This window comes from Pseudomonas bharatica (assembly GCF_048586865.1).
GTDB classification, from domain to species: Bacteria; Pseudomonadota; Gammaproteobacteria; order Pseudomonadales; family Pseudomonadaceae; genus Aquipseudomonas; species Aquipseudomonas bharatica.
On the sequence record NZ_JBMAWR010000014.1, the window covers coordinates 12,889 to 39,570 of the forward strand.

Below are 26,682 nucleotides of genomic sequence, written 5' to 3' on the forward strand. Positions count from 1 at the left end.
CGCGTACCCTGTGGGAGCGGGTTCACCCGCGATTGCTATGGTGACTTCACTACCGCAATCGCGGCGGTTCGGCGGTCCGATGAAACCGCTCCCACAGGGGGGCGATGAGGACCTAGAGACTGATACCCACATCGAAAACAATGCTGCGCCCCAGATTGCTGCGCAGGAAATCCGGTGCATCCGGATGGGCGAAGATCACCCGGGCAAAGGTCGGCCCGACCAGCGACAACGACCGCCACCCTTGTCGCAAATACTCGGTCGGCGCCGGAAAGTGACTGTTCAGGTCCAGTGTTTCCCGCTTCAGGGCGGTGAAGGCGATGATATCCAGCTCGCCCAGGTCCAGCCCGCGCTCGCGGTAGTTGTGCGCCTTCTTGCGCAAGGTCGGCGCCAGGCGCTGCAACAGCTCCGGTGCGCCGATCCGTCGTGGCCGGGCTTCGCGGCGCACCAGTTGCGCCAGGGAAAACGCACTGCGCCGCCGCTGCAACTCCTCGCGCCATTCGTCGTTCAAGCGACGCCCCTCATCCAGGACGAAAAACACCTCGAACGCGGCATCGCGGAACAAAACATCCGGCGGCTCTTGCCCGGCGGGGGTGAAGTCCTCGCTACGGTAGGGAATGTTCAAGCCTTGCAGCAGGCGCTGGCAGACCCAACGCTCGCGTTCCCATTTGCGGGCATTGGACAGGAATGCATTGGCTTGTTCGGCCTGGAGGGTGAGCAGGCGCAGGTAGTCTGAGTCGTCCATGGCAACAAGCTTAGCGCCCAATCGCCCGCTTGCGCGGAGCAAGTGGCTGATTCTGGTCGGGTTTGCCTGCCCCAGCGCAGGGCAGGAGGGCGGGGCGGGTGTAGACTTCGAGGATTCCCCGTGAACAAGGGCTGCCTGCCGTGATCTCTGCGCATCTGCTATCGGACCTGAGCCTGACCCTTGGCTGGCTGGCCTTCGTGCCCTTGCTCCTGTGGGCAGTGGCGCGCACGCGCTGGGTCGAGCTGTTCACCGACAGCCGGCGCCAGCATCTGCTGTTCGGCACGGTGTTCGCGCTGTTCGCCCTGTGGCTGGTACGCCGTGACTTCGATACCGGTGTGTCCTACCACTTTATCGGCATGACCGCCGTCACCCTTCTGCTGGACTGGCCACTGGCGGTGCTCGGCGCTTTCCTCGCCCAGCTTGGGCTTATCGCCCTGGGCCGTCAGGACCTTGCCGCCATGGGCGTCAACGGTGTGCTGCTGATCGGGGTTCCGGTCCTGGTCACCGAATGCTGCGCGATCCTTGTCGAGCGGGCGCAGCCGCGCAACCTGTTCGTGTACATCTTCTGTTCGGGATTCTTCGCCGCGGCGTTGTCGGCACTGCTGTGCCTGCTGGCGAGTCTTGGCGTGTTGTGGCTGGACGGGCGTTTCGCGATGCCGGTATGGCTGGAGGACTTTATTGGCTACCTGTGGCTGATCATGTTCCCCGAAGCCTTTATCAACGGCATGGTGATCAGTGCGCTGGTGGTGTTCCGCCCGGAATGGCTGGAAACCTTCAACAGGACCCGCTATCTGCAGGCCCCGTGGAAGGACGATGAACCTTAATGGTGGTCGCGCGGCATGAGTTCGCCGGAAAACAGCTCATCCTCGGCGTCCGGTGCCACCGGAATCTTGTGCTCTTCGGCAGCCCAGGCGCCCAGGTCGATCAATTTGCAGCGATCCGAGCAGAATGGCCGGTAGGTGCTGGCGCTGCTCCATTCGACGGGTGCGCCACAGGTCGGGCAATCAACGGTGATGGGCTGGCTCATTCACGGCCTCCTCGTAAAGTCAGGTAGAAAGTGTGCAGTCGGTCGACCTCTGCGTGCAGCCAGGCGATGTCGCGGTCATTGACCAGGATGTCGTCGGCGTGGCGCAGGCGTTCCTCGCGATTGGCCTGGGCCTTGAGGATGGCCTGGACCTGCTCGGGGCTGGTCTGGTCGCGCAGCAGGGTGCGTTCGATCTGCAGGTCTTGCGGCGCATCGATCACCAGCAGGCGGTCGGTGCGCTTGTATTGGCCCGACTCGATCATCAAGGGTGAAACGAATACCGCATAAGGCGACTCGGCCTTGGCCAGGTAGCTGAAGATCTCCTGGCCGATCAGCGGATGCAGCAGGGCTTCGACCCAGCGGCGCTGCTCCGGGTCGGCGAAGATCACCTGGCGCAGGGCGGCGCGGTCGAGCTGGCCATCTTCCAGCAGCATGCCGGGACCGAAGCGTTCGACGATGCTGGCCAGGGCCGGGCGTCCGGGCTCGACCACCCAGCGCGCGGCCTGGTCGGCGTCCACCAGGTGCACGCCCAGCTCGACGAAACGTTGCGCGGCCGCACTTTTGCCGCTGCCGATGCCTCCGGTGAGGCCGAGAATCCAGGGGGTGAAAGCGGGCGTTGTCATCAGGATCCAGCGAAATGCAGATAGGAAGCGGGTATTTGACCACCCCAGAGCAGCGCGATCCACCCCGCGAGCGCCAGATAGGGACCGAAGGGTATCGGCGTGCCGGCCTGCTGGCCACGCGTACGCAGCAAGATCAGGCCGACCAGCGCCCCTGTCACCGAGCTCAACAGCAGGGTAAAAGGCAGGATCTGCCAGCCGCCCCAGGCCCCGAGGGCCGCCAGCAGCTTGAAGTCCCCATAGCCCATGCCGTCCTTGCCGGTGACCAGGCGAAACAGCCAGTACATCGACCACAGGACCAGGTACCCGGCAACCGCACCCCATAGCGCCTGGTCCAGCGGCACGAACAGACCGAACGCGTTGACGATCAAGCCCAGCCACAGCAGCGGCAGCACCAGCACGTCGTGCAGCAACTGGTGCTCGATGTCGATCAGGCTCAAGGCCAGCAGGCCCCAGCTCAACAGCATGAAGGCTGCCGCATGGGCGCTGACCCCGAAGTGCCAGGCAGCGATCAGGGTCAGCACGGCACTGGCCAGCTCCACCAGCGGGTAACGCCGGCTGATGCGGCTGTTGCAGGCAGAGCAGCGCCCGCGCAGCAACAGATAGCCGAGCAGCGGAAGGTTTTCCCAGGGGCGGATCCGATGCTGGCAATGCGGACAATGGGAAGGCGGGAGAAACAGATCGAGGCGCTGCCTGGCCGGGGCCGCCGGCAAACCCAGGACTTCACGGGCTTCGTCCTGCCAGCGCCGCTCCATCATCAACGGCAAGCGATACACCAGCACATTGAGGAAGCTGCCAACGATCAACCCCAGCAGAAGAGCGCTGCCGAGATAGAGGGGCGGATGGCTGGCGAACAGGTCCCACAGGCTCATGGTCAGATCACGCTACCCAACTGGAAGATCGGCAGGTACATGGCTATCACCAGGCTGCCGATCAACAGACCGAGGACCAGCACGATCACCGGTTCGAGCAGGCTGGTGAGGTTTTCCATCAGTTGATCGATGGACTGCTCATGGTGATTGGCGATGCGATCGAGCATATCGTCGAGGGTGCCGGATGTCTCGCCGATACTGCACATCTGCACGCAAAGATGAGGAAATAGCGGGCTGGCGCGCATCGCCGTGCTGAGCGCCAGGCCATTGCCGAGGTCCTGGCGCAGGCGGCGGATCGCCCGTTCGTAGAGTGCATTGCCACTGGCCTTCGCCACCGGTACCAGCGCGTCCGTCAGCGGTATGCCTGCGGCAAGGCAGGTGTGCAGGGTGCGGGCGAAACGCGCCATCGCCGCATGCTGCAACAACCTGCCCACCAGCGGCAGGCGGTGAGCCAGGCCCAGCACCCACAGGTGAAACGCCTGGTGATGACGAAAGAGCTGGCGCACACCGACGGCTGCCAGCGCCAACGCCAGGCTCAGGGCCAGGATGTGGGCGGACAGCCAGTCGGCGAGGCCGATGACCATCCGGGTAAAGGGTGGAAGCTCCGAGCCCATCCCGGCGAACAGCACCTCGAATTGCGGCACCACCTGCAACAGCAGCAGGCTGGCAACGCCCAGTCCGACCATCAACACCAGCAGCGGATAGAGCATCGCCTTGCGCATGCGCGAGCGCAGGGCGGCGCGCTTTTCCTGGTAGGTCGCCAGTTGGTCCAGCAGGACATCCAGGCGTCCCGACGCTTCGCCCACCGCCACCAGGTTGCAATACAGGGCATCGAAATAGCGCGGATGCTTGCGCAGCGATTCAGCCAGGCTGTTGCCCGCGCTGATGTCGCGCTTCAGGTCGGCCAGCAGCTTGATCATGCGTGGGTGGCGGCTGCCGTCGGCGATGATGTCCAGGCCGTGCAGCAAGGGAATTCCCGCCTGGAACAGCGTGGCGAGATGGCGGCTGAGCTGGGTCAGTTGTGCGGCATCGAGTTGCCGCGACCAGCGCAGGGCTGCGAGCCGCCGCGAATGGCGGATGCGGGTGGTATGGATACCGCGTTTGCGCAACATGGCCTTGACCAGCGCCGGGCTCTGCCCGTCACTGCGGCCGCTGACCCGGGCGCCGTTACGGTCGACGCCCTGCCAGCTATAGGTTCTGGTTTTCATGTGATGCCACGTCCTTGTCGCAATTGGCCAAACACAATTTCCGTTACAGCTCCAGCCGGCAGCGTTACCCGGCCCGCACTAGAGTAGACGAGCCACGCCGGGCGGCCCTGTTCAGCGAGGTGACAAAAGATGTCGGTTCGGGCCTACTGGCGCGCTTGCCGGCCCGCCCGGCCGAAATGACCTGGAATTCGAGAGGGGAAGCATGCCCATGAGGATGCAACGCGGTATTACATTGATCGAGCTGATGATCGTGATCGCCATCATTGGCCTGCTGATGACCATTGCCTTGCCGTTCTACACTGACCACCAGGCGCGAACCAAGGCCACGGCCGGCCTTGCCGAGATCAGCGCCCTGAAGACCGCCTTCGAAGTGCGCCTCAGCCAGGCCCAGGACGTTACCGGCCCGACCCAGCTCGGCGGCCAGGAGCGCACCGCCCACTGCACCATCACCGCCACGGGAACCGCCTCCGCCGGCACCGGCAGCATCACCTGCGCCCTGCTCGACGCCCCGGCCCCGGTGCAAGGCAAGGTCCTCACCCTGACCCGCTCCGCCAGCGGCTGGGCCTGCAGCACCGACGCCAGCGAAGATCTCGCGCCGAAGGGGTGTACCAGCACGGCTCAATAGTCGTTAGGAAACAGTGAATTGCGTAACCCGCGCGGCAGTGGTAGCGTTGCTGCCACCGCCGGTGTAGCTCAGTCGGTAGAGCAGCGCACTCGTAACGCGAAGGTCGCAGGTTCGATTCCTGTCTCCGGCACCAGAAAAATCAAGGCTTGCAGTGAATGCAGGCCTTTTTGGGTTTTAGGGGCTGGAGGGGCTTAGGGCAAAAATAGATCTGTCCCCTTTCTGGCCAAATGCCTGCCTAGTTCTTCCTTTCTTCCTTTGCCTTGTTATCAATCGCGTCCCCATAGACGTCCCCTTGAATTCGGCTTTTGGCATCAAGCAGCTTTACTTCCAAGTTGTTCATATGCCACCAGAGTTCAGATTGCTTTACGTCTATTGGCACATCTTCACACAGAGCTAGCAGGGTTTCGACCTCTTGAAATGTCAACCGAACATCGGTTTCTCGCTTTCCCAGAGGTTTCTTGTCTAGCTCGTCCTGGACTCTCTGCTCGAATGACTTCGTCATGTTTAAGCTCCTTTGAAGTGGCCCCACTTAGATACAGCGCTTCTGCGGCTTCTAGCAAGGCCAGCTCGGTGGCGCGAACGCCAGTGGCAGGGAAAAGGGGAAAAGGGGGCAGATTTATTCTCTCCTCCGTCAGGAGGGGGCGAAGTTAGAACTACTGGTTGGATGGAGCAAAGAGAAATAAATCCGTCCCTATTCCGATTCCCATTTCCACTGACCCACAGCAGTCGGAAAAACCAGCGCCCCTGCAAACCAATCAACCAAGACGCAATTGCCGCGGAGTTACATCCAACAGACGACGCATCAAACGCCTGAGCGCCGTTGAGTCCCGATAGCCCACCCGTGTCGCGATTTCCTCGACAGAATATTGGCCGGATTCCAGTAGCGCTCTTGCCTTGTTGAGCTGCACCCGCTGGATGAGCTGTCGGGTCGAGTGCCCCGTCGCTTTGTGCACGTGGCGCGACAAGGTTCGTTCCGACATGCCGACGCTCTCGGCCAGCGCCCTCACGCCGGTAAGCTCCGGCAGCGAGTCTTCGATCTGGGCGGTCAGGCGCGATACCAGGGCATTACCCTGCACCAGCACGGCGGGGATGACGAAAGGCGACTGCAGTTGCCGGCGGTCCAGCAGGAGTGCCTTGCCCACCCTGTCAGCGATGTCAGGTGAAAGGCGCCGACGCAGCAGGTGCAGAATCAGGTCGGTTTGCGCGAAGGCGGCCCCCGCTGTGGTTAGCGGGGGATCGGCCAGCACCATGAAGTCCGGGTCTACGCGGCAGCCTGGAGCACGGGCCTGCAGATGCGGAGCCAGCCACCAGGAAGTTGTAACCCGCCTCCCGTCAAGTAGCCCTGCTGCGTGGAGTAGAAAGACGGCCGAGCAGGATGCGGCAACTTCCTTGCCGTTCCGGACGTGATTGGTCAACGCAGTGAGGAAGGGCGCTGACCAGTGTTCCGCGAGGCGCTCTTCAAGGTGCTCGACATCACTGATACCTATGCCTGGTATGACCCAGCAGGAGTTGTCCTCGGCACTCTGCTCTATCGGTTCCACCTGCAGCGCCAGGCCATGGCCCAGTGTCACGTGTCCAGGCTGAGGGCCGCAGATCCGCCAGCGTGGTGTGGCGAGGTCGCGTTGTTCAGCGATGGTTGCTGCGGTGGCGAGGATGTCCAGCGTGGAGGTCACGCTAGAAGCGAATGCGCCGGGTACGACCACAATCGTGAAATCATGCATTGTCGGATTATGCTCGAAAAAGGACGGATCGGACACTTTTGCCAGAAGCGAATGACAGGCCAAATAAAGCTCAATTCATCGCCAAGGTTTCAGCCATGCCCAACATCCTTATCAAGGTTCCTACTGGTGCTTTCAGCGCGGCGCAACGTGAACACCTGTTGAAGCGTGTCAGCGAGGCGGCTATCGCGCACGAGCGCATAGGCAACGATCCGCGGCAGCGTAGCCTGTGCTGGGTGCTTATCGAGGAGGTCCAGGCTGCCAACTGGTTATGTGGTGGTGTGAACGTGCACGCTCAGGCCATCCCCTGCATCGTTCTGGTCAAGGTGCCGGCCGGAGTCCTCGACGAGCAGATGCGCGCGGATTACGTATCGGGCCTGCACCAGGCTATCGAGCAATGCAGAGGAAGTGATGATCAGCGGATGCTGATGACGTCGATTCAATTGGTGGACATCGTCGATGGCACATGGGGGGCGAACGGGCGTCTCTGGCGCCTGAGCGACTTCACTCGCGCCGCCGGTTACGGACATCTTCTTCCTCGGCTCTAGAAGGTGTGCCGGCCCTTTCCCTGATTGACTGCCGGGCCCGCGCCGTCTACAACCATCGGTGGTCCGGATGCGATGTTATTTCGCCATCCCCATGCCCCCCACCAGCAAGGATGCAACCATGGTGCAGACAGTCGAATACTGGCGTGAAACCGATCAGTCCTGGCATCAGGGGCCGCCGGGGATTGCGGTGGTGACGGGGGATGACAACTACATCGGCAACCATCCGGTGACTGGCGTGGCACAGTTCATGACCTTTCCCGCGACGTTCCGCGGCCTGGTCGGCGATGCGCTGCGCTACATCCATGCGACCCCGGCCGGTCGGCAGATCCTGCTGCCGTTGTCGGCAGCCAGCGTGGTGTCGATCCTGCCGTCGCAGGGAGGGAACACGGTGGCGACGCGAGGCGGTGGGGCGATGAACCTGGTGGCCGAGGAGCTGACCCCGGCGAGCATGATCGGCGGCGTCACCCAGGCGGCGCTCAATCGCATCAATGTGCCGCACTATGCCCAGGCGAGCTGGCTGACCCATATGATCAACAGCTCTCCCGAGCTTCTGCTGGATGCGGTGCCGGGCGCCGGTACGGGGTTCTTCGCCCGGCTTGAGAAAGCCCGCCAGTACGCCAACCAATGGGGGCTGCTGGCCGACCGCCGTTACCTGCGCTGGACCAGTTCCAACGAGGGCTACTTCAATGACCAGACCCTGGGCCGCTCGCTTGACGCCGGGGGCTACAACATCGGCATCACGCTCCATGAAGTCGCCGGCTGGATCGCTGGCAATCCACTGCCGGCACGCCTGTCGCCGCGGGCGCAGAACCATGCGCTGGTCGCGACCCTCGCAGCGCTGCGCGATGTTTCACCGTCCGCCAATGGTGCCGAATCCGTGATCGGCTGGAATCCCTATGCCAGCAATCCGCTCAATCTCAGCCGTCCGCCTGCCATTGGCCTGGCCCATGAGCTGATTCACGCCTATTACAGCGGGCTGGGCCAGCAGCTCGGGCGTGATTTCGGGCATCCCAGCACGGTGTTGTTCGAGTTTCTCTGCGTCGGGCTCGGGCCGTGGGACGAGGCGCCGATTTCGGAAAACGGCATTCGCCGGCACTGGTATTCCCATGCGGTGCCGTTGATGGGGCCGGGGGAGAAGCAGAGTCGCAAGGCGATGCCGAAAAGGATCAAGTATCTGTAGGCATTACAAAAACAATCTCTTCGAGCATCTTGTGTGGGTCACTCCCCAGGCTCCTCGCGATCTCCAGAAACTCGATCACATCCAGTCTCCGTTCCCCCCGCTCGAACTTGGAAACGTACGATTGAGGCCTTCCCAGCCGCTCCGACAGCTCCTGTTGTGTGAGTCCGGCCTCCTTCCGTGCCTTGACCAGCAGGAGAAGGAAGCGTTGATAAGCAGCGGTGTGAATCGTCTTCATCGTGGTGTGCCGGTTGATAAGCCGACCTACCTAATAAACCTGAAACAGGTTTATCCCAAAACGGGTTTTTGGTAGGCTCGGGCATTCACCATGGAATAGGTCGATGCTCATCATGAATTCCCGAATGAATTTCAGCCCGGTAAACACCACCGCTGGCATCGCTACGTTCAGTAACTGCACTGCCGTCAGTGAGCCCTTGTTCCGTGTGAATCCTGGAGTACCGAGCACTGAGGCGCTGGCTCAGGCGTCCGTGCTGATGGACTGCATCAACCGCTTGACCCTAATCGGTGGCGTGGATGACGAAGGCGGCGCTCCGGTCTGGGCAGCCCATTATCTGGGCGAGCAGGTGAAGGCACTTATCGATGATGTGAGCATGGGGCTTCGCGACGGGCGAGGGGCAAACGAGACAGATTAATTTTCTGCTCGGGCAGGATGAAACAGGTACCAAACGCAAAAAAAGGCCCGCATCCAAGCGGGCCTTCCTGATCTACAAGGGCATAACAACCCGGGAGCAACCCCCGGCCTCAGCCCCCCAATCTCATATGCAACAACGGAAACGGCCGCCCCTCGCCATCCAGCGGCGAGCGGCCGGTCTGCACGAATCCGTAGTGCAGGTAAAAGTCCACCGCCTCAGGGTTCTGTTCGTTTACGTCGACACTCAGCCCGCTGCGCGAATGGCGGGCGTGATCCAGTAACGCGCGGCCAATCCCCTGGCCGCGCAGGTCCGGTTCGATGAAGAGCATTTCCACATGGTTTTCATTCAGGCCGATAAAGCCCGTTGGTAGGTCCTGGTCATCCACCGCTACCCATAACTCGACAGCAGGCAGGTAGATGTCACGAAGCTGCGGTAGCAGCGCGTCTATGTCGGACGGTTGCAGGAAGTGGTGGGTGGCGCGAACGGAGCGCAGCCAGAGGTCGAGCAGCAGCGGGTGGTCGGCGTTGGTGGCCTGACGAATGAGCATGAAAGCATCCTCGTCCACTTGATGTGAAAAACCAGGCTCGCCAGTAAATGGCGGCCATAAGTGCCGGCGAGATGGATGACCGCTTCGCGAATCAACGCCTGGCGGTGCACTACAGTGGGGCCGGGAAGGAGGGAGGCGGGACGATACTTAGAAGGCTATCGGGTCGTCAATGAGTCTGGATCGTTCGCCGGGATGGAGATTATCCGATCGAATGTTTTGCCATTCGAAAGCTCATCAAGGGTTCACCTTGAAACATTTTGAAATACTTTCCTAAGTCGACAAGCCTGAAGGAAATTTCATTCAGCCCCTACCGTTCGTCGGCTAAAACCCGCATGACACCTCGGTTTCACCCCATGTTCATAGGGGTTATCACTAAAGAATTAATACTAAGCGCGTGTACGAATTGTCCGGCGTGGATCCAATTTTTTGGCTACAAATCTCTCCCCATATGGAACCTGTATTCGCCAAGGTCAGGCTTTTCGACATGCAGTGTGTGTAGTTCCTCAAGCTCTAGCACGCATTCAGAGACGGATTTGCCTGATCCACGAAGGAGTCGCACGTGGACAGAAGATTCGCCAAGAAAACCTTTACCGCTCGTTTTGCACCCTTGCCGCTGGCCGTCAGCATGGCGGCAGCCGGGATGGTTTCCGGATTCTTCAGTCCACAGGCGCAGGCCCTGTGTACTACAGTCGGCTCGACGATTTCCTGTACTGGCATTACCGTGGGCCTGGTCACCTCGACCAGCAACCTGACGGTCAACGTGCAGAACGGCGCGCAGATCTATCCTGGCGTTATCGACACGGTCAATGCGGTGTCGCTCACCGGTACCGGCACTACCGTGAACAACGCCGGGCGTATCGACCCTTCGCTGCTGCCGGGCCTGGTTTCCCTGGCTTCCGGTCTTAACCTCAGCAATGCCGCTGGCAGCACGGTGCTGGTCAACAACCTCTCCACCGGCCAGATCATGGGCACGTCCAGCCTGCTCGGAGCAAACCTGCTGGGCCTCGGCGGGATCGGCCTGGTGGTGCAGAACGGCGCGGGCGGCACCACCACGGTGAATAACACCGGCCTGATCAGCGGCGCTGCGCTGCTCAGCGCCGCTGTACTGCCGGAAGACATGGCCGTGATCGCGCTGCGCGGCGGGGCCAGGAACGTGCTGACCAACAATGCGTCCGGCCTTATCACCGGCCGCGTGGCGATGCAGGCGTCGGCCGCAGGCAACACCTTCACCAACGCCGGTACGGTCACCGGCAGTATCAACCTGGGTGCCGGTGCCGGCGCCAACACCTTCAATGCCATCACCGGTTCCGTGATGAGCGGCGGGGCGGGGGTCGGCGTCGATCTGGGTGTGCTCGGCGGCCTTGGCCTCGCCTACGTTGCGGCGGGTATCGTCAACGGCGGTACCGCCAACAACGGCAACACGCTCAATCTGCATAACGCCATCGGTGGCGGCGTCGGGCTGACGGGCTCTGGCACCATCGACGGCAGCAAGTACGTCAATTTCAGCAACCTGAATATCACCAGCGGTACCTGGTCCCTGACCAACCAACTGTTCGCGGGCGGCACCGTCAACCCGGCGGTCACGCTCAACGGCGGCCTGCTCAATGTGGACAGCGCGGCCCTCACCGGCGCAACCATTACCGCCAACGGCGGCGGCCTCGGTGCTGCGGTAGCGGGTGCAACGGTGAGCAACGGCATCACCCTCGGTACCAATGGCCTGCTGGTCAGCAACAGCGCCAATGGCCTGGTCCTGTCCGGCGTGCTCACCGGTGCCGGCGCCCTGACCAAGACCGGCACCGGCAACCTGACCCTCAGCGGTGCCAATGACTTCAGCGGCGGCACCACCCTGGCCGCCGGCACCCTGACCCTCGGCAATGCCGCGGCGCTTGGAGCCCAAGGCTTGAACGTGACCGGCGCCAGCACCCTGGCGAACTCGAGCGCGTTGTCCGTGAACAATGCCATCCTGCTCAACGGCGCCAACCTGACGGTGAACAGCGGCGCTGCCCTGACCCTGGGCGGGGCGATCAACGGCACCGGCTCGCTGACCAAGACCGGCACCGCCGACCTGACCCTGAGCGGCGCCAACAACTTCGGTGGCGGCCTCAACATCAACGCCGGCAAGCTGATCCTGGCCAACGCCGGGGCCACCGGCGGCGGTACCATCACTGCCGGCGTCGGCGGCACGGGGGCGCTGGACACCAGCACCGCCCAGACCCTGACCAACCTGATCCAGCTCAACGGCAACCTGACTCTGACCGGCAGCAACGACCTGACCCTGGTAGGCAAGATTTCCGGTACCGGCGGGCTGAACAAGGCCGGGACCAATACCCTGACCCTGAGCGGTGCCAACGATTTCACCGGCAACTCGACGCTGGGTGGCGGCACCCTCATCCTGCAGAACGCTACCGGCCTGGGCACCGGTCAACTGACCCTGAGCGCCAACTCCAGCCTGGATGCCAGCGGGCTCTCGCTCGCCAATAACATCAACTTGGCGACCCGCAACCTGACCCTGACCAACAGCACCGCCACCACCCTGGGCGGCGTGCTCAGCGGCACCGGTTCGCTGATCAAGGGCGGCGCTGGCGACCTCACGCTGGCTGGCGCCAACGCCAGCTACAACGGCGTCGTGCAACTGACCAACGGCAGGCTGGTGATCGCCAACGACGCGGCAATCGGCATCGGCAGCCTGCGGACTTCGGCCAACACCACGCTGGACAGCGATGCCTCGCGCACCATCAACAACGCCGTTCAGTTGCTGGGCAACCTGAACCTCGCCGGCAGCAACGACCTGGCCATCAACGGCAGCATCTCCGGTAACGGCGGGCTGACCAAGAACGGCTCGGCGACCCTGACCCTCGGCGGCGCCAGCACCTATGTCGGTGGTACCCGTCTTAACTCCGGTACCCTGGTCCTTGGCGGCAATACCTCGCTGGGCAACCCCAATAGCCGGCTGACCGCCGCAGCCAACACCACCCTGGATGCCAACACCGCCGTTTCCATCCTCAACCGCGTGGACCTCGCCGGCACCCTGACCATCGGCGGTACCTCGGCCCTCGGCCTGAATGGTGTGATCGACGGTGTCGCTGGCGCCGGCCTGATCAAGAACGGCACGGCCGACCTGATCCTCAACGCGGCCAACACCTACAGCGGCGATACCCAGCTCAACGCCGGGCGCCTGGTCGTCGGCAATGCCGGCGCGCTGGGATCGGGCAGGCTGCTGGCCAATGCCGGAAGTACCCTGGACGCCAACACCGCGCTCAACCTCGGTACGGCCATCACCCTCAACGGTGCAGTCAACGTCGGTGGCACTGCCGACCTGACCCTGAGCGGGCTGATCGATGGCACCGGCAGCCTGGTCAAGGTCGGTCCGACCAACCTGACCCTCACCGGCACCAACACCTACAACGGCACCACGCTGCTCGGCGGTACCCTGGCCCTGAGCAACGCCGGCGCCATCGGCAGCGGCGATATCACCGTCGGCGGCGTGTCCACCCTGGTGGGCACCACTGCGCTGGCGCTGGCCAACAATGTCCACCTGAACTCCGTCCTGAACCTGCCGGTCGGCAGCAACGCCCTGACCCTCGATGGTGTCATCGACGGCACCGGCAGCCTGAACAAGACCGGCAGCGGCGCCCTGACCCTGAATGGCGTCAATACCTACGGCGGCGGCACAGTGCTGGCCGCCGGTACCTTGGCGGTGGGCAACGGCAGCGCCCTGGGCAGCGGCACCCTGAGCACCGCCGCCGGCACCACCCTGGATACCGCCGGCCCGATGACGCTCGGCAACGCCCTGAGCGTCAATGGCCAACTGAACCTGAGCGGCAGCAACCCGCTGACCCTGACCGGCAACATCAGCGGCACCGGCGGCTTGAACAAGAACGGCGCCAGCACCCTGACCCTCAGCGGCAACAACAACTACGCCGGGCTGACCAACCTCAACAGCGGCACGCTGGTGCTGGGCAGCAACACTGCACTCGGCATCGGCCTGCTCAATGCCGCAGCCAATACCACGCTGGATTCCAGTACGGCCGTGGCCCTGACCAACCAGGTCAACCTGGGCGGCAACCTCACCATCGGCGGCAGCGCCGACCTCGCGCTGAACGGCCTGGTCACCGGCAGCGGCGGCCTGACCAAGAATGGCGCCGGCGTGCTGACCCTGGGCGGTGCCAATACCTTCCAGGGTGGAACCCAGCTCAATGCCGGCACCCTGGTGGTTGGCAACAACACCTCGCTGGGGCTCGCCGCCCTGACCGTCGCCGGGCCGGCAACGCTGGACAACAGCGCCTCGGTCATCCTCAACAACCAGGTCACGCTCAATGGCGACCTCACCCTCGCCGGCAGCAACAACCTGGGCCTGAACGGAACCCTGGGCGGCAGCGGCAACCTGATCAAGAACGGCGCAGGCAACCTGCTGCTCGGCGGCGTCAACGCCGGGTTCAGCGGCAACACCCTGCTGAACGCCGGTCTCATCGCGATCAGCGCCCAGAACGCGCTGGGTTCGGGCACCCTGATCGCGGCGGACGGCACGGGGCTCAATGCGCTGGCCGGGGTGAACCTGGCCAATGCCGTGATCCTCAATGGCGCGCTGTCCGTCGGCGGCACCGGCAACCTGGGCCTGGGCGGTCCCATCACCGGCACGGGCAGCCTGGTCAAGAGCGGCAACACCACCCTGACCCTGAGCGGCACCAACGACTATCTCGGCGGTACCACGCTGAACGCCGGTACCCTCAACATTGCCAGCGCCGGAGCCATCGGCAGTGGCGACCTGACCATCGCCGGCGCGTCCAGCCTGACCACCAGCGGCGCGCAGATCCTGGCCAATGCCGTGCACCTGAATGCCGGCCTGACCCTGCCGGGCAGCGCCAACCTGACCCTCAACGGCGTGCTCGACGGCCTCGGCAGCCTGACCAAGACCGGCACCGGCACCGTGACCCTGAACGGCGCCAATACCTACGGCGGCGGCACCCTGCTGACCGGCGGTACCCTGGTGGCAGGCTCCAATACCGCGTTGGGCAGCGGCACGCTGACTGCCGGCGCTGGCGCCTCGCTGGATGCGAACAAGGCGGTGAGCCTGGCCAACGCCGTGGCCCTGACCGGCAACCTCAACGTGCTCGGCGGCAGCGACCTGACCCTGGCCGGCGACATTGCCGGCGCGGGTGGCCTGACCAAGACCGGCAGCGCCACGCTGACCCTTTCGGGCAACAACAGCTTCGCCGGCCCGGTCAACCTCAACGGCGGCACCCTGAGCCTGGGCAGCAACACCGCGCTCGGCCTCGGCGTGCTCAACGCCAGCGGCAACGCGATCCTCAAGGCCGCCACGGCCGTCAGTATCAACAACCAGATCAACCTCAACGGCGGCCTGATCCTGGGCGGCAGCGCCGATCTGTCGCTCAATGGCCTGGTCACCGGCAGCGGTGGCCTGACCAAGCAGGGCACCTCGACCGTCACCCTGAACAGCGCCAACACCTATGGCGGCGGCACCACCCTGGCCAGCGGTACCCTGATGCTGGGCAACAGCCAGGCTTTGAGTGGCGGCGCAATTACCGTGACCGGGCCGGGCACGATCGACAGCCTCAGTGTCATCAACCTGGGCAACGACATCACCCTGAATGGCGCGCTGAGCATGGGCGGCAGCGCCGACCAGACCCTCAGCGGCGTGCTCAGCGGCGCCGGCTCCCTGACCGCCAACGGCCAGGGCAACCTCAGCCTCACCGGGGTCAATACCTTCAGCGGTGGCACCTTCCTCAGCGCCGGCAGCCTGACCCTCGGCAATGCCGGCGCCCTCGGCAGCGGTCGCCTGACCGTTACCGGCGCTTCGAGTCTGATCAACAATTCGCCGCTTGCCCTGGCCAACAACGTCACCCTGGGCGCCAACCTGAACCTCACCGGCCACAGCGACCTGACCCTCAATGGCGTCATCGACGGCGCGGCCGGCCTGGTCAAGAGCGGTGCGGGCAATCTGACGCTCAACGGCGTCAACACCTACCTCGGCGGCACTACGCTCAATGCCGGCACACTGACCCTGGGCAATGGCCTTGCCCTTGGCAACGGCAACCTGAACGTCACCGGTGCGGCCACCTTGAACAACAGCGCGGCCTTCGCGCTGGGCAACGGCATTAACCTTGGCGCCGACCTGACCCTGACCGGCAACAACGCCCTCAACCTGGGCGGCGTGATCAGCGGCAGCGGTGGCCTGGTCAAGACCGGCAGCGCCGATCTGATCCTCAGCGGCGGCAACAGCTTCACCGGCACGGTGGACATCCTCTCCGGCAGCCTGACCACCCTGGGTACCGGCTCGCTGGGCAATACCTCGGGTGTGAATGTCGCCACCGGTGCGCAACTCAACCTCGGCGCCAGCGCCACGATCGGTGGCCTGAACGGCGGCGGTGCGATCGCCCTGGGCAACAACACCAGCCTGAGCGTCGGCAGCGGCAACCTCGGCGGCCTGTTCAGCGGTGCGATCTCGGGCAACGGCAGCCTGGTCAAGGTCGGCAGCGGCAGCCTGCAACTGGCCGGCAGCAACACCTATACCGGCAATACCCAGGTCAATGGCGGCGTGCTGAACGTCAGCGGCACCCTGGCCGGCGGCCAGGTGCAGGTCAATACCGGCGCGACCCTGACCGGCAGCGGCAGCATCGCCGGCCCGGTGAACATCGCCGACGGTGCCCACCTGGCGCTGAACAGCGGTGCGCAACTCGGCGTCGGTTCGCTGGTGCTCAATGGCAACTCCAACCTCGACGTGGGCCTCGGCTCGCCATCCACCGGCGGCACTTCGCTGCTTTCGGTGGGCGGCAACCTGACCCTCGACGGCAACCTCAATGTCAGCGATATCGGTGGCTTCGGTGCCGGTATCTATCGCCTGATCGACTACACCGGGACCCTCACCGACAACGGCCTGGTGATCGGCAGCGTGCCGGGCAGCGTCCAGCCGGGCGACCTGCAACTGCAAACCGCGATCGGCGCGCAGGTCAACCTGCTGGTGGGCGGCGCCAATGGCAGCGTGCTGTTCTGGGATGGCACCGGCACTGCCAGCGATGGTGTGATCCAGGGCGGCAGCGGTACCTGGGATGCGGCCAGCACCAACTGGACCACGGTCAATGGCACCGGCAACCGCGACTGGAGCAGCAACTTCGCGGTGTTCCAGACCCCGGGTGGCACGGTCACGGTCAATGGCACCCAAACGCTCACCGGTATGCAGTTCACCACCGACGGCTATGTGCTCAACGGCCCGGGCGCGCTGCAACTGGTCAACAACAGCAGCGGCAACACCACCTTCCGTGTCGATCCGAACGCCACCGCGACCCTCAACCTCGGCCTGACCGGCAGCGGCCTGCTGAACAAGGTCGACGGCGGCACCCTGGTGCTCAACGGCGCCAACAGCTACACCGGCGGCACCGTGCTCAATGGTGGCACCCTGGTGTTAGGCAGCAATACTGCGATTGGTAACGGGACCCTGGTCACTGCGGCCAACACCACCCTGGACAGCAACACCGCGGTCACCCTGGGCAACAACGTCGGTACCTTCGGTGCGCTCAACCTGACCGGCAGCAACGACCTGATCCTGAACGGCCTGGTCACCGGGGGTGGCAGCCTGGTCAAGAACGGCAGCGGCACCCTGACCCTGAATGGCGCCAACGCCTACGTCGGCGGCACCACGGTGAATGCGGGTGCGCTGGTGCTGGGCAACGACACCGCCCTCGGCAGCGGCGCCCTGCACGTAGCCGGCGCCGGTGTCAGCCTGGACAACAGCCCGGCGCTGGCCCTGGCCAATGCCATCGACCTGGGCAACAGCCTGACCCTGGCCGGCACCAGCGACCTGACCTTGAACGGTGTGGTCAGCGGCGCAGGCGGGCTAATCAAGAATGGCGCGGGCAACCTGGCCCTCAACGGTCTCAATACCTTCGGCGGCGCAACCACCCTGGCGGCCGGCTCCATCACCGTCGGCAACGGTGCCGCGCTGGGCAGCGGCGCGCTGAACGTGACGGGTGCTGCCAGCCTGAACAACAGCGTCGGCGTTGCCCTGGGCAATGCCGTCAACCTCGGTGCCGACCTGACCCTGCCGGGCACTGCCAACCTGACCTTGAACGGGGTGATCGCCGGTACCGGCGGCCTGAACAAGGTCGGCAGTGGCGTGCTCACCCTCAATGGCGCCAATGCCTACCAAGGTGCGACCAACCTGGCGGCGGGTACCCTGGTCGTCGGCAATGCCGCGGCCCTGGGCAGCAGCCAGCTGACTGCCGCAAACGGCACGGCGCTCGACAACAACACCGCCCTCAGCCTCGCCAACGGCATCACCCTGGCGGGCAGCCTGAACGTGCTCGGTAGCAACAACCTGACCCTGGCCGGCACCCTCGATGGTGCGGGCGGCCTGGTCAAGAGCGGCGCGGGTGTGCTGACCCTGACCGGTAATAACAGCAATACCGGCACCACCACCCTGAGCGGTGGCACCCTGGTGGTCGGCAGCAACACCGCGCTGGGTGCCGGCAGCCTGGATACCGCCGACGGCGTAACCCTCGGCACGCTCGCTGCGACCCTGCTGAACAACGCGGTCAACCTCGGCGGCAACCTCAACCTCACCGGCACCTCCGACCTGACCCTGGCGGGCGTGATCAACGGCGCGGGGGGCCTGACCAAGAACGGCGCGGGCAACCTGACCCTGACCAGCGCCAATGGCTACACCGGCCCGACCAACCTCAACGTCGGCACCCTGACCCTCGGCAACGATGCGGCCATCGGCACCGGCAGCCTGAATGTCGGTGGCGCTTCGACCCTGGCCGGCAGCACGGCCATCAACCTGGGCAACGCCGTCAACCTCGCGGCGCTGCTGACCCTCAACGGCGGCAACGACATCACCCTCAACGGCGCCATCGGCGGCACCGGTGCGTTGCTGAAAACCGGCGCGGGCACCTTGACCCTCAATGGCCCTGGCAGCTTCAGCGGTGGCACCAGCCTGGCCGGCGGCACCCTGCGCCTGGGCGACAACACGGCGCTGGGCAACGGCGCCCTGAACGTCACTGGCGCCGGAACCTTCCTCGATGCGGCCAACAACAGCGGCATCGCCGTGGCCAACGCCATCGCCCTGGGCGGCAACACCCTGACCCTTGGCGGTGGCAACGCACTGACGCTGAACGGCAACATCACCGGCACCGGCGGCCTGGTCAAGAACGGCCTGGCCGAGCTGACGCTGGGTGGCAACAATACCTTTGGCGGTGGCGTGCGCCTGAATGCCGGCACCCTGACCCTGGCCTCCACCACCGCGCTGGGCAACGGCGACCTTACCGCCGCCGGCGGTATCCTCAACAACACCGTCAGCGCCAGCCTGGGCAACGCGGTGCACCTGGTCGGCAGCCTGACCCTCAGCGGCGCGCAGAACCTGGCCCTCAATGGTGTGATCGACGGCACCGGCAACCTGGCCAAGACCGGCACCGGCGACCTGCTGCTGACCGGCAGCAACACCTATACCGGCAACACCTTCCTGCTCGGTGGCACCACCACCGTCGGCAGCAATACCGCGTTCGGTACTGGCTCCGTCAACACCGGCATCGCCAGGCTCGACAGCACCTCGGCCGTGACCCTGGCCAACAACTTCAACCTGCTCGCCGCCCTGACCGTAGGCGGCAGCTCCGACCTGACCCTGGCCGGCACGCTCGCCGGTACCGGTGGCAGCCTGGTCAAGAACGGTGCCGGTACCCTGACCCTGAGTGGCAACAACACCTACACCAACGGTACCGTGCTCAACCAGGGCACCCTGGCGGTCGGCCAGAACGGCTCGCTCGGTTCCGGCAACCTGACCGTCGGCGGCACCTCCACCCTGGTGGCAGCCAACAACGGCCTGGCTTTTGCCAACGGCGTTCAGCTCGACGGCGGCCTGACCGTCGGCGGCAGCAACGACCTGAGCCTGGGCGGTGTCATCGCCGGCAACGGCAGCCTGACCAAGGCCGGCACCGGTACCCTGACCCTCAGCGGCGTCAACACCTGGAATGGCGGTACGGTACTCAACGGTGGCACGGTGGTAATCGGCAACAACGCCGCGTTCGGCAGCGGCGCGATCACCGCCAATGCCGCCACCACCCTGCGCAACAACCAACTGCGCATTCTCGGCAATGCCGTCGCGGTCAACGGCGACCTGACCCTGGAGACCAACAACGAACTCCAGCTCGCCGGCGCGCTCAGCGGCAACGGCACCCTGACCAAGACCGGCAGCGATGAAGTGCTGCTGCTGTCCGCCGGTACCTTCACCGGTAGCGTCAACGTACTGGGCGGCTACATCACGGCGATCGCCGCCAACTCGCTGGACACCCTGGCGTCTGCCAACCTGGCGGCCGGCGGCGGCCTGACCACTGCTGGCGATATCACCATCGGCAGCCTGACCGGTGCCGGCCAGCTCAACCTGTCCAATGCCGGACGCCTGAGCGTGGCCGGCAACAACCTGGACAGCCTGTTCGCCGGCTCGCTGGCCGGCAACGGCGGCCTGGACAAGTTCGGCGCCGGTGTACTGGAACTGTCCGGTACCAGCACCAACTCCGGCGTCAACAACGTGAAGGCGGGCACCCTGAAGGTAACCGGTGCGCTGAACGGGATCGGCGGTGTGAACGTCGATGCCGGCGCGAGCCTGACCGGTACCGGCAGCATCGCCGGCACCACCACCATCGCCGATGGCGGTACCCTGGTGGGCAACAGCGGCGAGACCCTGAGCTTCGGTTCGCTGGTGCTGTCGCAGAACAGCAACCTCGACCTCAACCTCGGCTCGCCGGTCACCGGCGGCACCTCGCTGTTCAATGTCGCCAGCGCACTGACCCTGGGCGGCTCGATCAACATCGCCGACGCCGGTGCCCTGGGCAACGGTGTCTATCGCCTGTTCACCTACGGCGGCGGCCTGACCAACCTGGGCATCGGTTTCGGCAACCTGCCCAACGGCGTGGACGTTACCGAACTGTCCCTGCAGACCGGCCTCGCCGGCCAGGTCAACCTGCTGGTGAACTCGCCGAACCTGATCATGCAGTTCTGGGACGGTGTCGATACCACCAACAACGGCCTGATCGAAGGCGGCAGCGGGGTATGGGACGCCACCACCAGCAACTGGGTGCTCGGCGACGGCTTCAGCAACGATACCTGGCTGAATCAGTTCGCGGTGTTCATGGGCGCTACCGGCACCGTCACCGTGGATGGCCCGCAGTCGGTCAACGGCATGCAGTTCATGACCGATGGCTACCAACTGGTGGCGGGCACCAATGGCTCGCTGGATATCAACAACCGTAACGGCACCTACTTCGCCGTTCGTACCGACGCTGGCGTCACGGCGACCCTGGACCTGCCGCTGACCGGCACTGGCACCTTGAACAAGCTGGACACCGGCACCCTGGTGCTCAACGGTGATAACAGCTACAGCGGCGGCACCACCCTGAGCGGCGGCACCCTTGTGCTTGGCAACGACAACGCCCTGGGCACGGGGGCGCTGAGCACTGCCACCGGCACCACGCTGGACAGCAATACGGCGGTCGCCATCGGCAACGCCGTGGCCGTCGCCGGCCAGCTCAACCTGGCCGGCAGCAACGACCTGACCCTCAATGGCGTGGTCAGCGGCAACGGCGGCCTGGTGAAGAACGGCGCCGGGGTGCTGACCCTGGGCAACGTGAACACCTTCCTGGGCGGCACCACCCTCAATGCCGGTGGCCTGGTCCTCGGCACCGACGGTGCGCTGGGCGCTGGCGCGCTGACCGCGGCCAACGGCACTACGCTGGACACCCTCGGTGCGGTCACCCTGGGCAACACCGTCAACCTGGCCGGCAACCTCCAGGTACTGGGCAACAACGACCTGACCCTGAGCGGTCCGATCAACGGTGCCGGCAGCCTGACCAAGCTGGGCGCCAACACCCTGACCCTCAACGGGCTGAATGCCTTTACCGGAGGCCTGAACCTGGCAGCCGGCCAACTCAGGCTGGGCAATGCCGGGGCGCTGGGCAGCGGTACCCTGTCCGTCACCGGGCCGTCCCAACTGGATAACAGCAGCCCAATGGCCGTGGCCAACAACGTGTTGCTGGCTTCCGGCGCTTCCGACCTGACCCTGGATGGCAGCAATGACCTGACCCTCAACGGCGTGATCTCCGGCAACGGTCGCCTGCTGAAGAACGGTCTCGGCAAGCTGACCCTCAACGGTGCCAACAACTTCGTCGGCGGCCTGACCGTCAACAGCGGCGACCTGACCCTGGGCAATGCCTCGGCGCTGGGCAGCGGCGCGTTGCGCATCACCGGCACCACGCTGCTGGACAACACCAGCGCCCTGGTGCTGGCCAACGATGTCGAGGTCGACAGCACGCTCTCGCTCGCTGGCAACAACGACCTGACCCTCAACGGTGTGCTCAGCGGCAACGGCACCCTGAACAAGAACGGCCTGGCCAACCTGACCCTGGGCGGTACCAATACCTTCGCCGGTATCCTCAACATCCTTTCCGGCAGCCTGACCGCCACCAACGGCGGCGCCCTGGGCAACCCGGCGCAGATCAACCTCGGCAGCGGGGCCTTGCTCAACCTCAACGGCAACACCAACCTCGGCGCCCTGCAAGGCAGCGGTGACGTGAACGTGGCCGCCGGCAACACCCTGACCCTCAGCGGTGGTGCCTTCGCCGGCTCGTTGAGCGGCTCGGGCCTTATCGACAAGGTGAGCATCGACACCCTGACCCTGACCGGCAGCAACAGCCACAGCGGCGCGACCACCATCAGCAATGGCAGCCTGGTGGTGGACGGCAGCCTCGACAGCGCCACGGTTTCGGTCGGCAACGCGGCCAACCTCGGCGGCAGCGGCGACCTCGCCGGCGCGGTAACCGTGACCAGCGGCGGCAACCTGAACCTGCAGAGCGGCAACACCCTGAACGTCGGCTCGCTGGTGCTGGACAGCGGATCCAACCTCAACACTGCCCTGGGCGCAGCACTGGCAGGCGATCCGGCGCTGATCAGCGTCGCCGGCAACCTCACTTTGGGCGGCAACCTCAATGTCACCGATTTCGGCGGCTTCGGCGCCGGCGTCTACCACCTGGCCGGCTACGGCGGCACCCTGACCAACAACGGCCTGACCATCAACAGCCTGCCGGGCACCGTCAATCCGGGAGACGTGCTGGTACAGACCGCTGTCAGCAACCAGGTCAACCTGGTGGTCGGCGGCGCCAGCAACGTGCTGTTCTGGGATGGCAGCGAGACGGTCGGCAACGGTGCGGTACAGGGCGGCTTCGGTGTCTGGGACAGCACCAACAGCAACTGGACCAGCGCCGACGGCACCCTCAACCGGGCCTGGAACAATACCTTCGCGGTGTTCCAGGGCACGGGCGGTACCGTTACGGTCAACGGCAGCCATGCCATCACCGGCCTGCAGTTCGCCGGCAACGGCTACACCCTCAACGGCGGCATCGGCGGTGAACTGCTTACCAGCGCCGGCGCCACCAACGTGCGGGTCGATAGCGGCAATACCGCGACCCTGGGCGTAGCGATCAACGGCGCAGGGACCCTGACCAAAGTGGATGGCGGCACCCTGGTGCTCAATGGTGCCAACGGCTACACCGGCGGCACCGCACTCAACGGCGGCACCCTGGTGGTCGGCAATAACGCGGCCCTGGGCAGCGGCGACCTGACCGCCGCCGCCGGCACCACCCTGGACAGCAACACCGCAGTGGTCCTGGCCAACAACACCGTGCTCAACGGCGGCCTGAGCATCGGCGGCAGCCATGCCCTGACCCTCGATGGCGTGGTCAGCGGCAGCGGCAGCCTGACCAAGAACGGCAGCGCCAACCTGACCCTGAACGGCATCAACACCTACGGCGGCGGCACCGTGCTCAACGGCGGCAGCCTGACGCTGGGCAACGATGGCGCCCTGGGCAGCGGCGGCCTCAGCGTGACCGGCGCCTCCGTGCTGGACAGCACGGGCGCGTTGCAACTGGCCAATGCAATCAACCTGACCTCGCAGCTGACCCTCGCCGGCAACCAGGACACCAGCCTCAGTGGCGTCATCAGCGGCACCGGCAGCCTGGTCAAGAACGGCAACGGTTCGCTGACCCTGGCGGGTGCCAACAACTACAGTGGCGGCACCACCATCAACGCCGGCAGCGTGACCGGTGACACCACCAGCCTGCAGGGCGCGATCCTCAACAACGGCGCGTTGACCTTCGCGCAGAATACCGATGGCACCTACGGCGGCAGCCTCACCGGTTCGGGCACCCTGACCAAGTTCGGCGCTGGCCGGCTGCTGCTCACCGGCAACAGCGGCTTTACCGGCAATACCCTGGTCAGCGCCGGCAGCCTGGTCAACAACGGCACCCTGGCCAGCGCCAACGTGCAGGTCGCCAGCGGCGCCAGCCTGGGCGGCAGCGGCACCTACAGCGGCACCGTCACCATCGCCGATGGCGCCAACCTGAACGCCGGCAGCGCCACCGCACCGCTGAGCGTGGGCAACCTCAACCTGTCGTCCGGCAGCAACCTGAACTTCGACCTCGGTGCGCCAGGTGGTTCCACCACCCTGGTGTCGGTGGCGGGCAACCTGGTGCTCGACGGTACGCTGAACATCAGCAATGCCGGTGGCTTCGGCCTTGGCGTGTATCAGTTGTTCACCTACGGCGGCAGCGTCACCGACAACGGCCTGGTGTACGGCAGCCTGCCGAGCACCACCTTGCCGGCCGACCTGACCCTGCAGACGGCCATTGCCAACCAGATCAATCTGGTGGTGGGCAGCGACACCGCCCTGCAGTTCTGGAACGGCAGCAAGACGGCGGCCGACGGCACCATCAGCGGTGGCAGCGGTACCTGGAACAGCAACAGTACCAACTGGACCAACACCACCGGCACCACCAGCAACGCCTGGGCCAACCAGTTCGCGGTGTTCGGCGGCCCGGCCCCGGTCAACACCCTGTACTCGGTCACTGTGGAAGGCCAGCAGACCTTCACCGGCATGCAGTTCCTGACCGATGGCTATGTCTTGAGTGCAGGCGCGGGCGGAGCCCTGGCGGCCAGCGGCAGCCAGGCAGCGATCCGCGTCGGTACCGGCACCGCAACCATTTCGGCGCCGCTGGTCGGCACCGGTGGTATCGAGAAACTCGACGCAGGCACCCTGGTACTTACCGGCGCCAACACCTACACCGGCGGCACCACCGTCAGTGGCGGCACGCTGATGGGTAACACCACCAGCCTGCAAGGCAACATCGCCAACAACGCCAACCTGGTGTTCGAGCAGGCCACCGCAGGCCAGTTCCGCGGCATCCTCAGCGGCAACGGCAGCATCGTCAAGCAAGGTACCGGCGACCTGCTGATCGTCGGCAGCCAGCCGTTCAACGGGGCCTTCGCGGTCAACCAGGGCAGCCTGACCGTGGGCAATGCGGCCAACCCGGGCACCGTGTTCGGCGCCCAGGTCACCGTCGCCAATGGCGCCGGCCTGACCGGCACCGGTAGCGTCGGCTCGGTGGACAACCATGGCACCGTCGCCACCGGGGCCAATGGCGCCAACCTGAGTGTGGCGGGCAACTTCACCAACGCCGCCGACGGCACCCTGGCCGTGAGCCTGTCGCCGGCCACCACCAACTACCTCAACGTGGGTGGCACGGCGAACCTGGGCGGCAGCCTGCAGGTGGGCAACCTTGGCGGATACACCGGCGACAGCCAATACACCCTGGTGTCGGCTACCGGCGGGGTCAACGGCACCTTTGCCAGCAACAACCTGGACAACCTGACGTTCCTCGATACCACGCTCAACTATGGCGCCAACGCTGTGACCCTGAACGTGGCGCGCAACGGCACCGCCTTCGCCAGCGTGGCGCAGACCGACAACCAGCGTGAAGTGGCCCAGGCCCTGGACAGCGCGTCGGCGCCGGCCAGCCTGCGCAGCACCATCATTGGCTCCAGTGCCGGCGATGCGGTGGCGGCGTTCGAAAGCCTGTCCGGCGAGATCTACGCCAGCACCGCGACCGTGCTGATCGAGGACTCGCGCTACATCCGCGACGCGGTCAATGACCGCATGCGCGATGCCGGCTGCAGCGACGAGCAGGACCCGCGCCGCACCCTGGCACCCAACAGCAACCAGCAGACCACCGGTCGTGGTTGCGGCGGTGAAGGGGTAGGCTGGATCCGTGCCGTGGGCGGCTGGGGTGACTACGACGGCGGCCACAATGCGGCCAACGTCAAGCGCGACCTGTCCGGCTTCCTGATCGGTTTCGACAACGACCTCAACGACCAGCTGCGCGCCGGTATCGCTGCCGGTTACACCAACAGCAGCATCAGCGCCAAGGGCAAGCCGCAGGACGCCTCGGTGGACAGCTACCACCTGGCGGCCTACCTGAGCTACCAGATGGATGCCCTCGCCGCACGCCTGGGCGCCGGCTACACCTGGCACGACATCGACAGCAAGCGCTACGTCGAGGCCGGCAGCTACAGCGAACGCCTGAAATCGAGCTACAAGGCGCGCACTGCCCAGGTGTTCGGTGAAGTGGGCTATGCCATCGATGCAGGCAACGGCGTGGCGCTGGAGCCGTTCGCCGGCCTGGCCTACGTCAACTACGACAGCGACAAGGCCCGCGAGAAAGGCGGGGCAGGGCGCCTGGAGGGCGATACCCAGCAGGACAACGTGTTCTCCACCGTCGGCCTGCGGGTTGGCAAGTCGTTCACCCTGGATAACGGCGCGACCGTCACGCCACGCGGCAGCCTCGGCTGGCGGCATGCCTTCGGCGACACCAAGCCGGACGCGGACCTGCGCTTCATCGAAGGCGGTGCCGGGTTCAGCAACTCCGGTGTACCGATCGCCAAGGATGCAGCGGTGGTCGAGCTGGGTGTCGACATGAACGTCGGCCCGATGAGCAAGGTGGGCGTGGGTTACTCCGGCCAGTTGGCCAGCGAAAGCCGCGACAACGCGGTGACCGTGAGCTTCAGCATGGAGTTCTGACAAGCGTCTGACTCGAGGGCCTCATCGCTGGCAAGC

15 protein-coding genes and 1 tRNA gene are annotated in these 26,682 nt (G+C 65.1%); 7 read left to right on the top strand and 9 right to left on the bottom strand.

The window, feature by feature from the left end:
* Positions 1–112 precede the first annotated feature (112 nt).
* The gene (locus ACKLLE_RS16525) at positions 113–742 is read right to left on the bottom strand and encodes a DUF1780 domain-containing protein (protein WP_009403501.1); all 630 of its coding nucleotides are present in this window, start codon (positions 740–742) and stop codon (positions 113–115) included.
* A gap of 140 nt (positions 743–882) precedes the next feature.
* Between ACKLLE_RS16525 and ACKLLE_RS16530 the strand changes: the two genes are divergently transcribed.
* The gene (locus ACKLLE_RS16530) at positions 883–1,566 is read left to right on the top strand and encodes an energy-coupling factor ABC transporter permease (RefSeq protein ID WP_009403499.1); all 684 of its coding nucleotides are present in this window, start codon (positions 883–885) and stop codon (positions 1,564–1,566) included.
* On the opposite strand, the gene yacG is transcribed toward ACKLLE_RS16530, so the two are convergent.
* The 4 genes from yacG to ACKLLE_RS16550 are packed head-to-tail and all read right to left on the bottom strand — an operon-like array spanning position 1,563 to position 4,466.
* Positions 1,563–1,769: a DNA gyrase inhibitor YacG gene (yacG, locus tag ACKLLE_RS16535; RefSeq protein ID WP_009403497.1), complete on the bottom strand. Its 207-nt coding sequence runs from the start codon at positions 1,767–1,769 to the stop codon at positions 1,563–1,565. The two genes, ACKLLE_RS16530 and yacG, sit on opposite strands and share 4 nt — an antisense overlap.
* Positions 1,766–2,389 (bottom strand): dephospho-CoA kinase, encoded by a 624-nt coding sequence (coaE, locus tag ACKLLE_RS16540; RefSeq protein WP_009403495.1) that lies wholly within the window; start codon positions 2,387–2,389, stop codon positions 1,766–1,768. Before coaE ends, yacG begins: the two co-directional genes overlap by 4 nt.
* Positions 2,389–3,258 carry a prepilin peptidase gene (locus ACKLLE_RS16545; RefSeq protein ID WP_420058550.1) on the bottom strand — a complete coding sequence of 290 codons (870 nt, stop codon included), beginning with the start codon at positions 3,256–3,258 and terminating at the stop codon, positions 2,389–2,391. The genes coaE and ACKLLE_RS16545 overlap by 1 nt, the downstream gene beginning before the upstream one ends.
* Positions 3,259–3,260: 2 nt before the next feature.
* Positions 3,261–4,466, bottom strand: a complete 1,206-nt coding sequence (locus tag ACKLLE_RS16550; RefSeq protein WP_420058551.1) for a type II secretion system F family protein — start codon at positions 4,464–4,466, stop codon at positions 3,261–3,263.
* 208 nt (positions 4,467–4,674) lie between these two features.
* Between ACKLLE_RS16550 and ACKLLE_RS16555 the strand changes: the two genes are divergently transcribed.
* Both ACKLLE_RS16555 and ACKLLE_RS16560 read left to right on the top strand, forming a co-directional pair.
* Positions 4,675–5,091 carry a pilin gene (locus ACKLLE_RS16555; protein WP_420058552.1) on the top strand — a complete coding sequence of 139 codons (417 nt, stop codon included), beginning with the start codon at positions 4,675–4,677 and terminating at the stop codon, positions 5,089–5,091.
* 57 nt (positions 5,092–5,148) lie between these two features.
* Positions 5,149–5,224 (top strand) — tRNA-Thr (locus ACKLLE_RS16560).
* Positions 5,225–5,326: 102 nt separating this feature from the next.
* On the opposite strand, the gene ACKLLE_RS16565 is transcribed toward ACKLLE_RS16560, so the two are convergent.
* Both ACKLLE_RS16565 and ACKLLE_RS16570 read right to left on the bottom strand, forming a co-directional pair.
* Complete coding sequence (locus ACKLLE_RS16565; protein WP_420058553.1) at positions 5,327–5,593, bottom strand: hypothetical protein; 267 nt, start codon at positions 5,591–5,593, stop codon at positions 5,327–5,329.
* A gap of 253 nt (positions 5,594–5,846) precedes the next feature.
* Positions 5,847–6,812: a GlxA family transcriptional regulator gene (locus ACKLLE_RS16570; RefSeq protein WP_420058603.1), complete on the bottom strand. Its 966-nt coding sequence runs from the start codon at positions 6,810–6,812 to the stop codon at positions 5,847–5,849.
* A gap of 95 nt (positions 6,813–6,907) precedes the next feature.
* Here ACKLLE_RS16570 and ACKLLE_RS16575 point away from each other — a divergent pair, with 95 nt between their 5' ends.
* On the top strand, positions 6,908–7,357 hold the full coding sequence (locus ACKLLE_RS16575; RefSeq protein ID WP_420058554.1) for a tautomerase family protein: 450 nt from the start codon (positions 6,908–6,910) through the stop codon (positions 7,355–7,357).
* Positions 7,358–7,475: 118 nt separating this feature from the next.
* Positions 7,476–8,537 carry a type III secretion system effector protein gene (locus ACKLLE_RS16580; protein ID WP_009402721.1) on the top strand — a complete coding sequence of 354 codons (1,062 nt, stop codon included), beginning with the start codon at positions 7,476–7,478 and terminating at the stop codon, positions 8,535–8,537.
* On the opposite strand, the gene ACKLLE_RS16585 is transcribed toward ACKLLE_RS16580, so the two are convergent.
* Complete coding sequence (locus tag ACKLLE_RS16585) at positions 8,524–8,772, bottom strand: helix-turn-helix domain-containing protein (RefSeq protein ID WP_420058555.1); 249 nt, start codon at positions 8,770–8,772, stop codon at positions 8,524–8,526. The two genes, ACKLLE_RS16580 and ACKLLE_RS16585, sit on opposite strands and share 14 nt — an antisense overlap.
* Before the next feature lie 103 nt (positions 8,773–8,875).
* Here ACKLLE_RS16585 and ACKLLE_RS16590 point away from each other — a divergent pair, with 103 nt between their 5' ends.
* Positions 8,876–9,187 (top strand): DUF3077 domain-containing protein, encoded by a 312-nt coding sequence (locus ACKLLE_RS16590; protein ID WP_420058556.1) that lies wholly within the window; start codon positions 8,876–8,878, stop codon positions 9,185–9,187.
* Positions 9,188–9,296: 109 nt separating this feature from the next.
* Here ACKLLE_RS16590 and ACKLLE_RS16595 read toward each other — a convergent pair whose 3' ends face one another.
* Positions 9,297–9,734 (bottom strand): acetyltransferase, encoded by a 438-nt coding sequence (locus tag ACKLLE_RS16595; protein ID WP_420058557.1) that lies wholly within the window; start codon positions 9,732–9,734, stop codon positions 9,297–9,299.
* A 640-nt stretch (positions 9,735–10,374) separates the two neighbouring features.
* On the opposite strand from ACKLLE_RS16595, the gene ACKLLE_RS16600 reads away from it, so the two are divergent.
* Positions 10,375–26,646: an autotransporter-associated beta strand repeat-containing protein gene (locus ACKLLE_RS16600; RefSeq protein WP_420058604.1), complete on the top strand. Its 16,272-nt coding sequence runs from the start codon at positions 10,375–10,377 to the stop codon at positions 26,644–26,646.
* Positions 26,647–26,682: the final 36 nt, after the last annotated feature.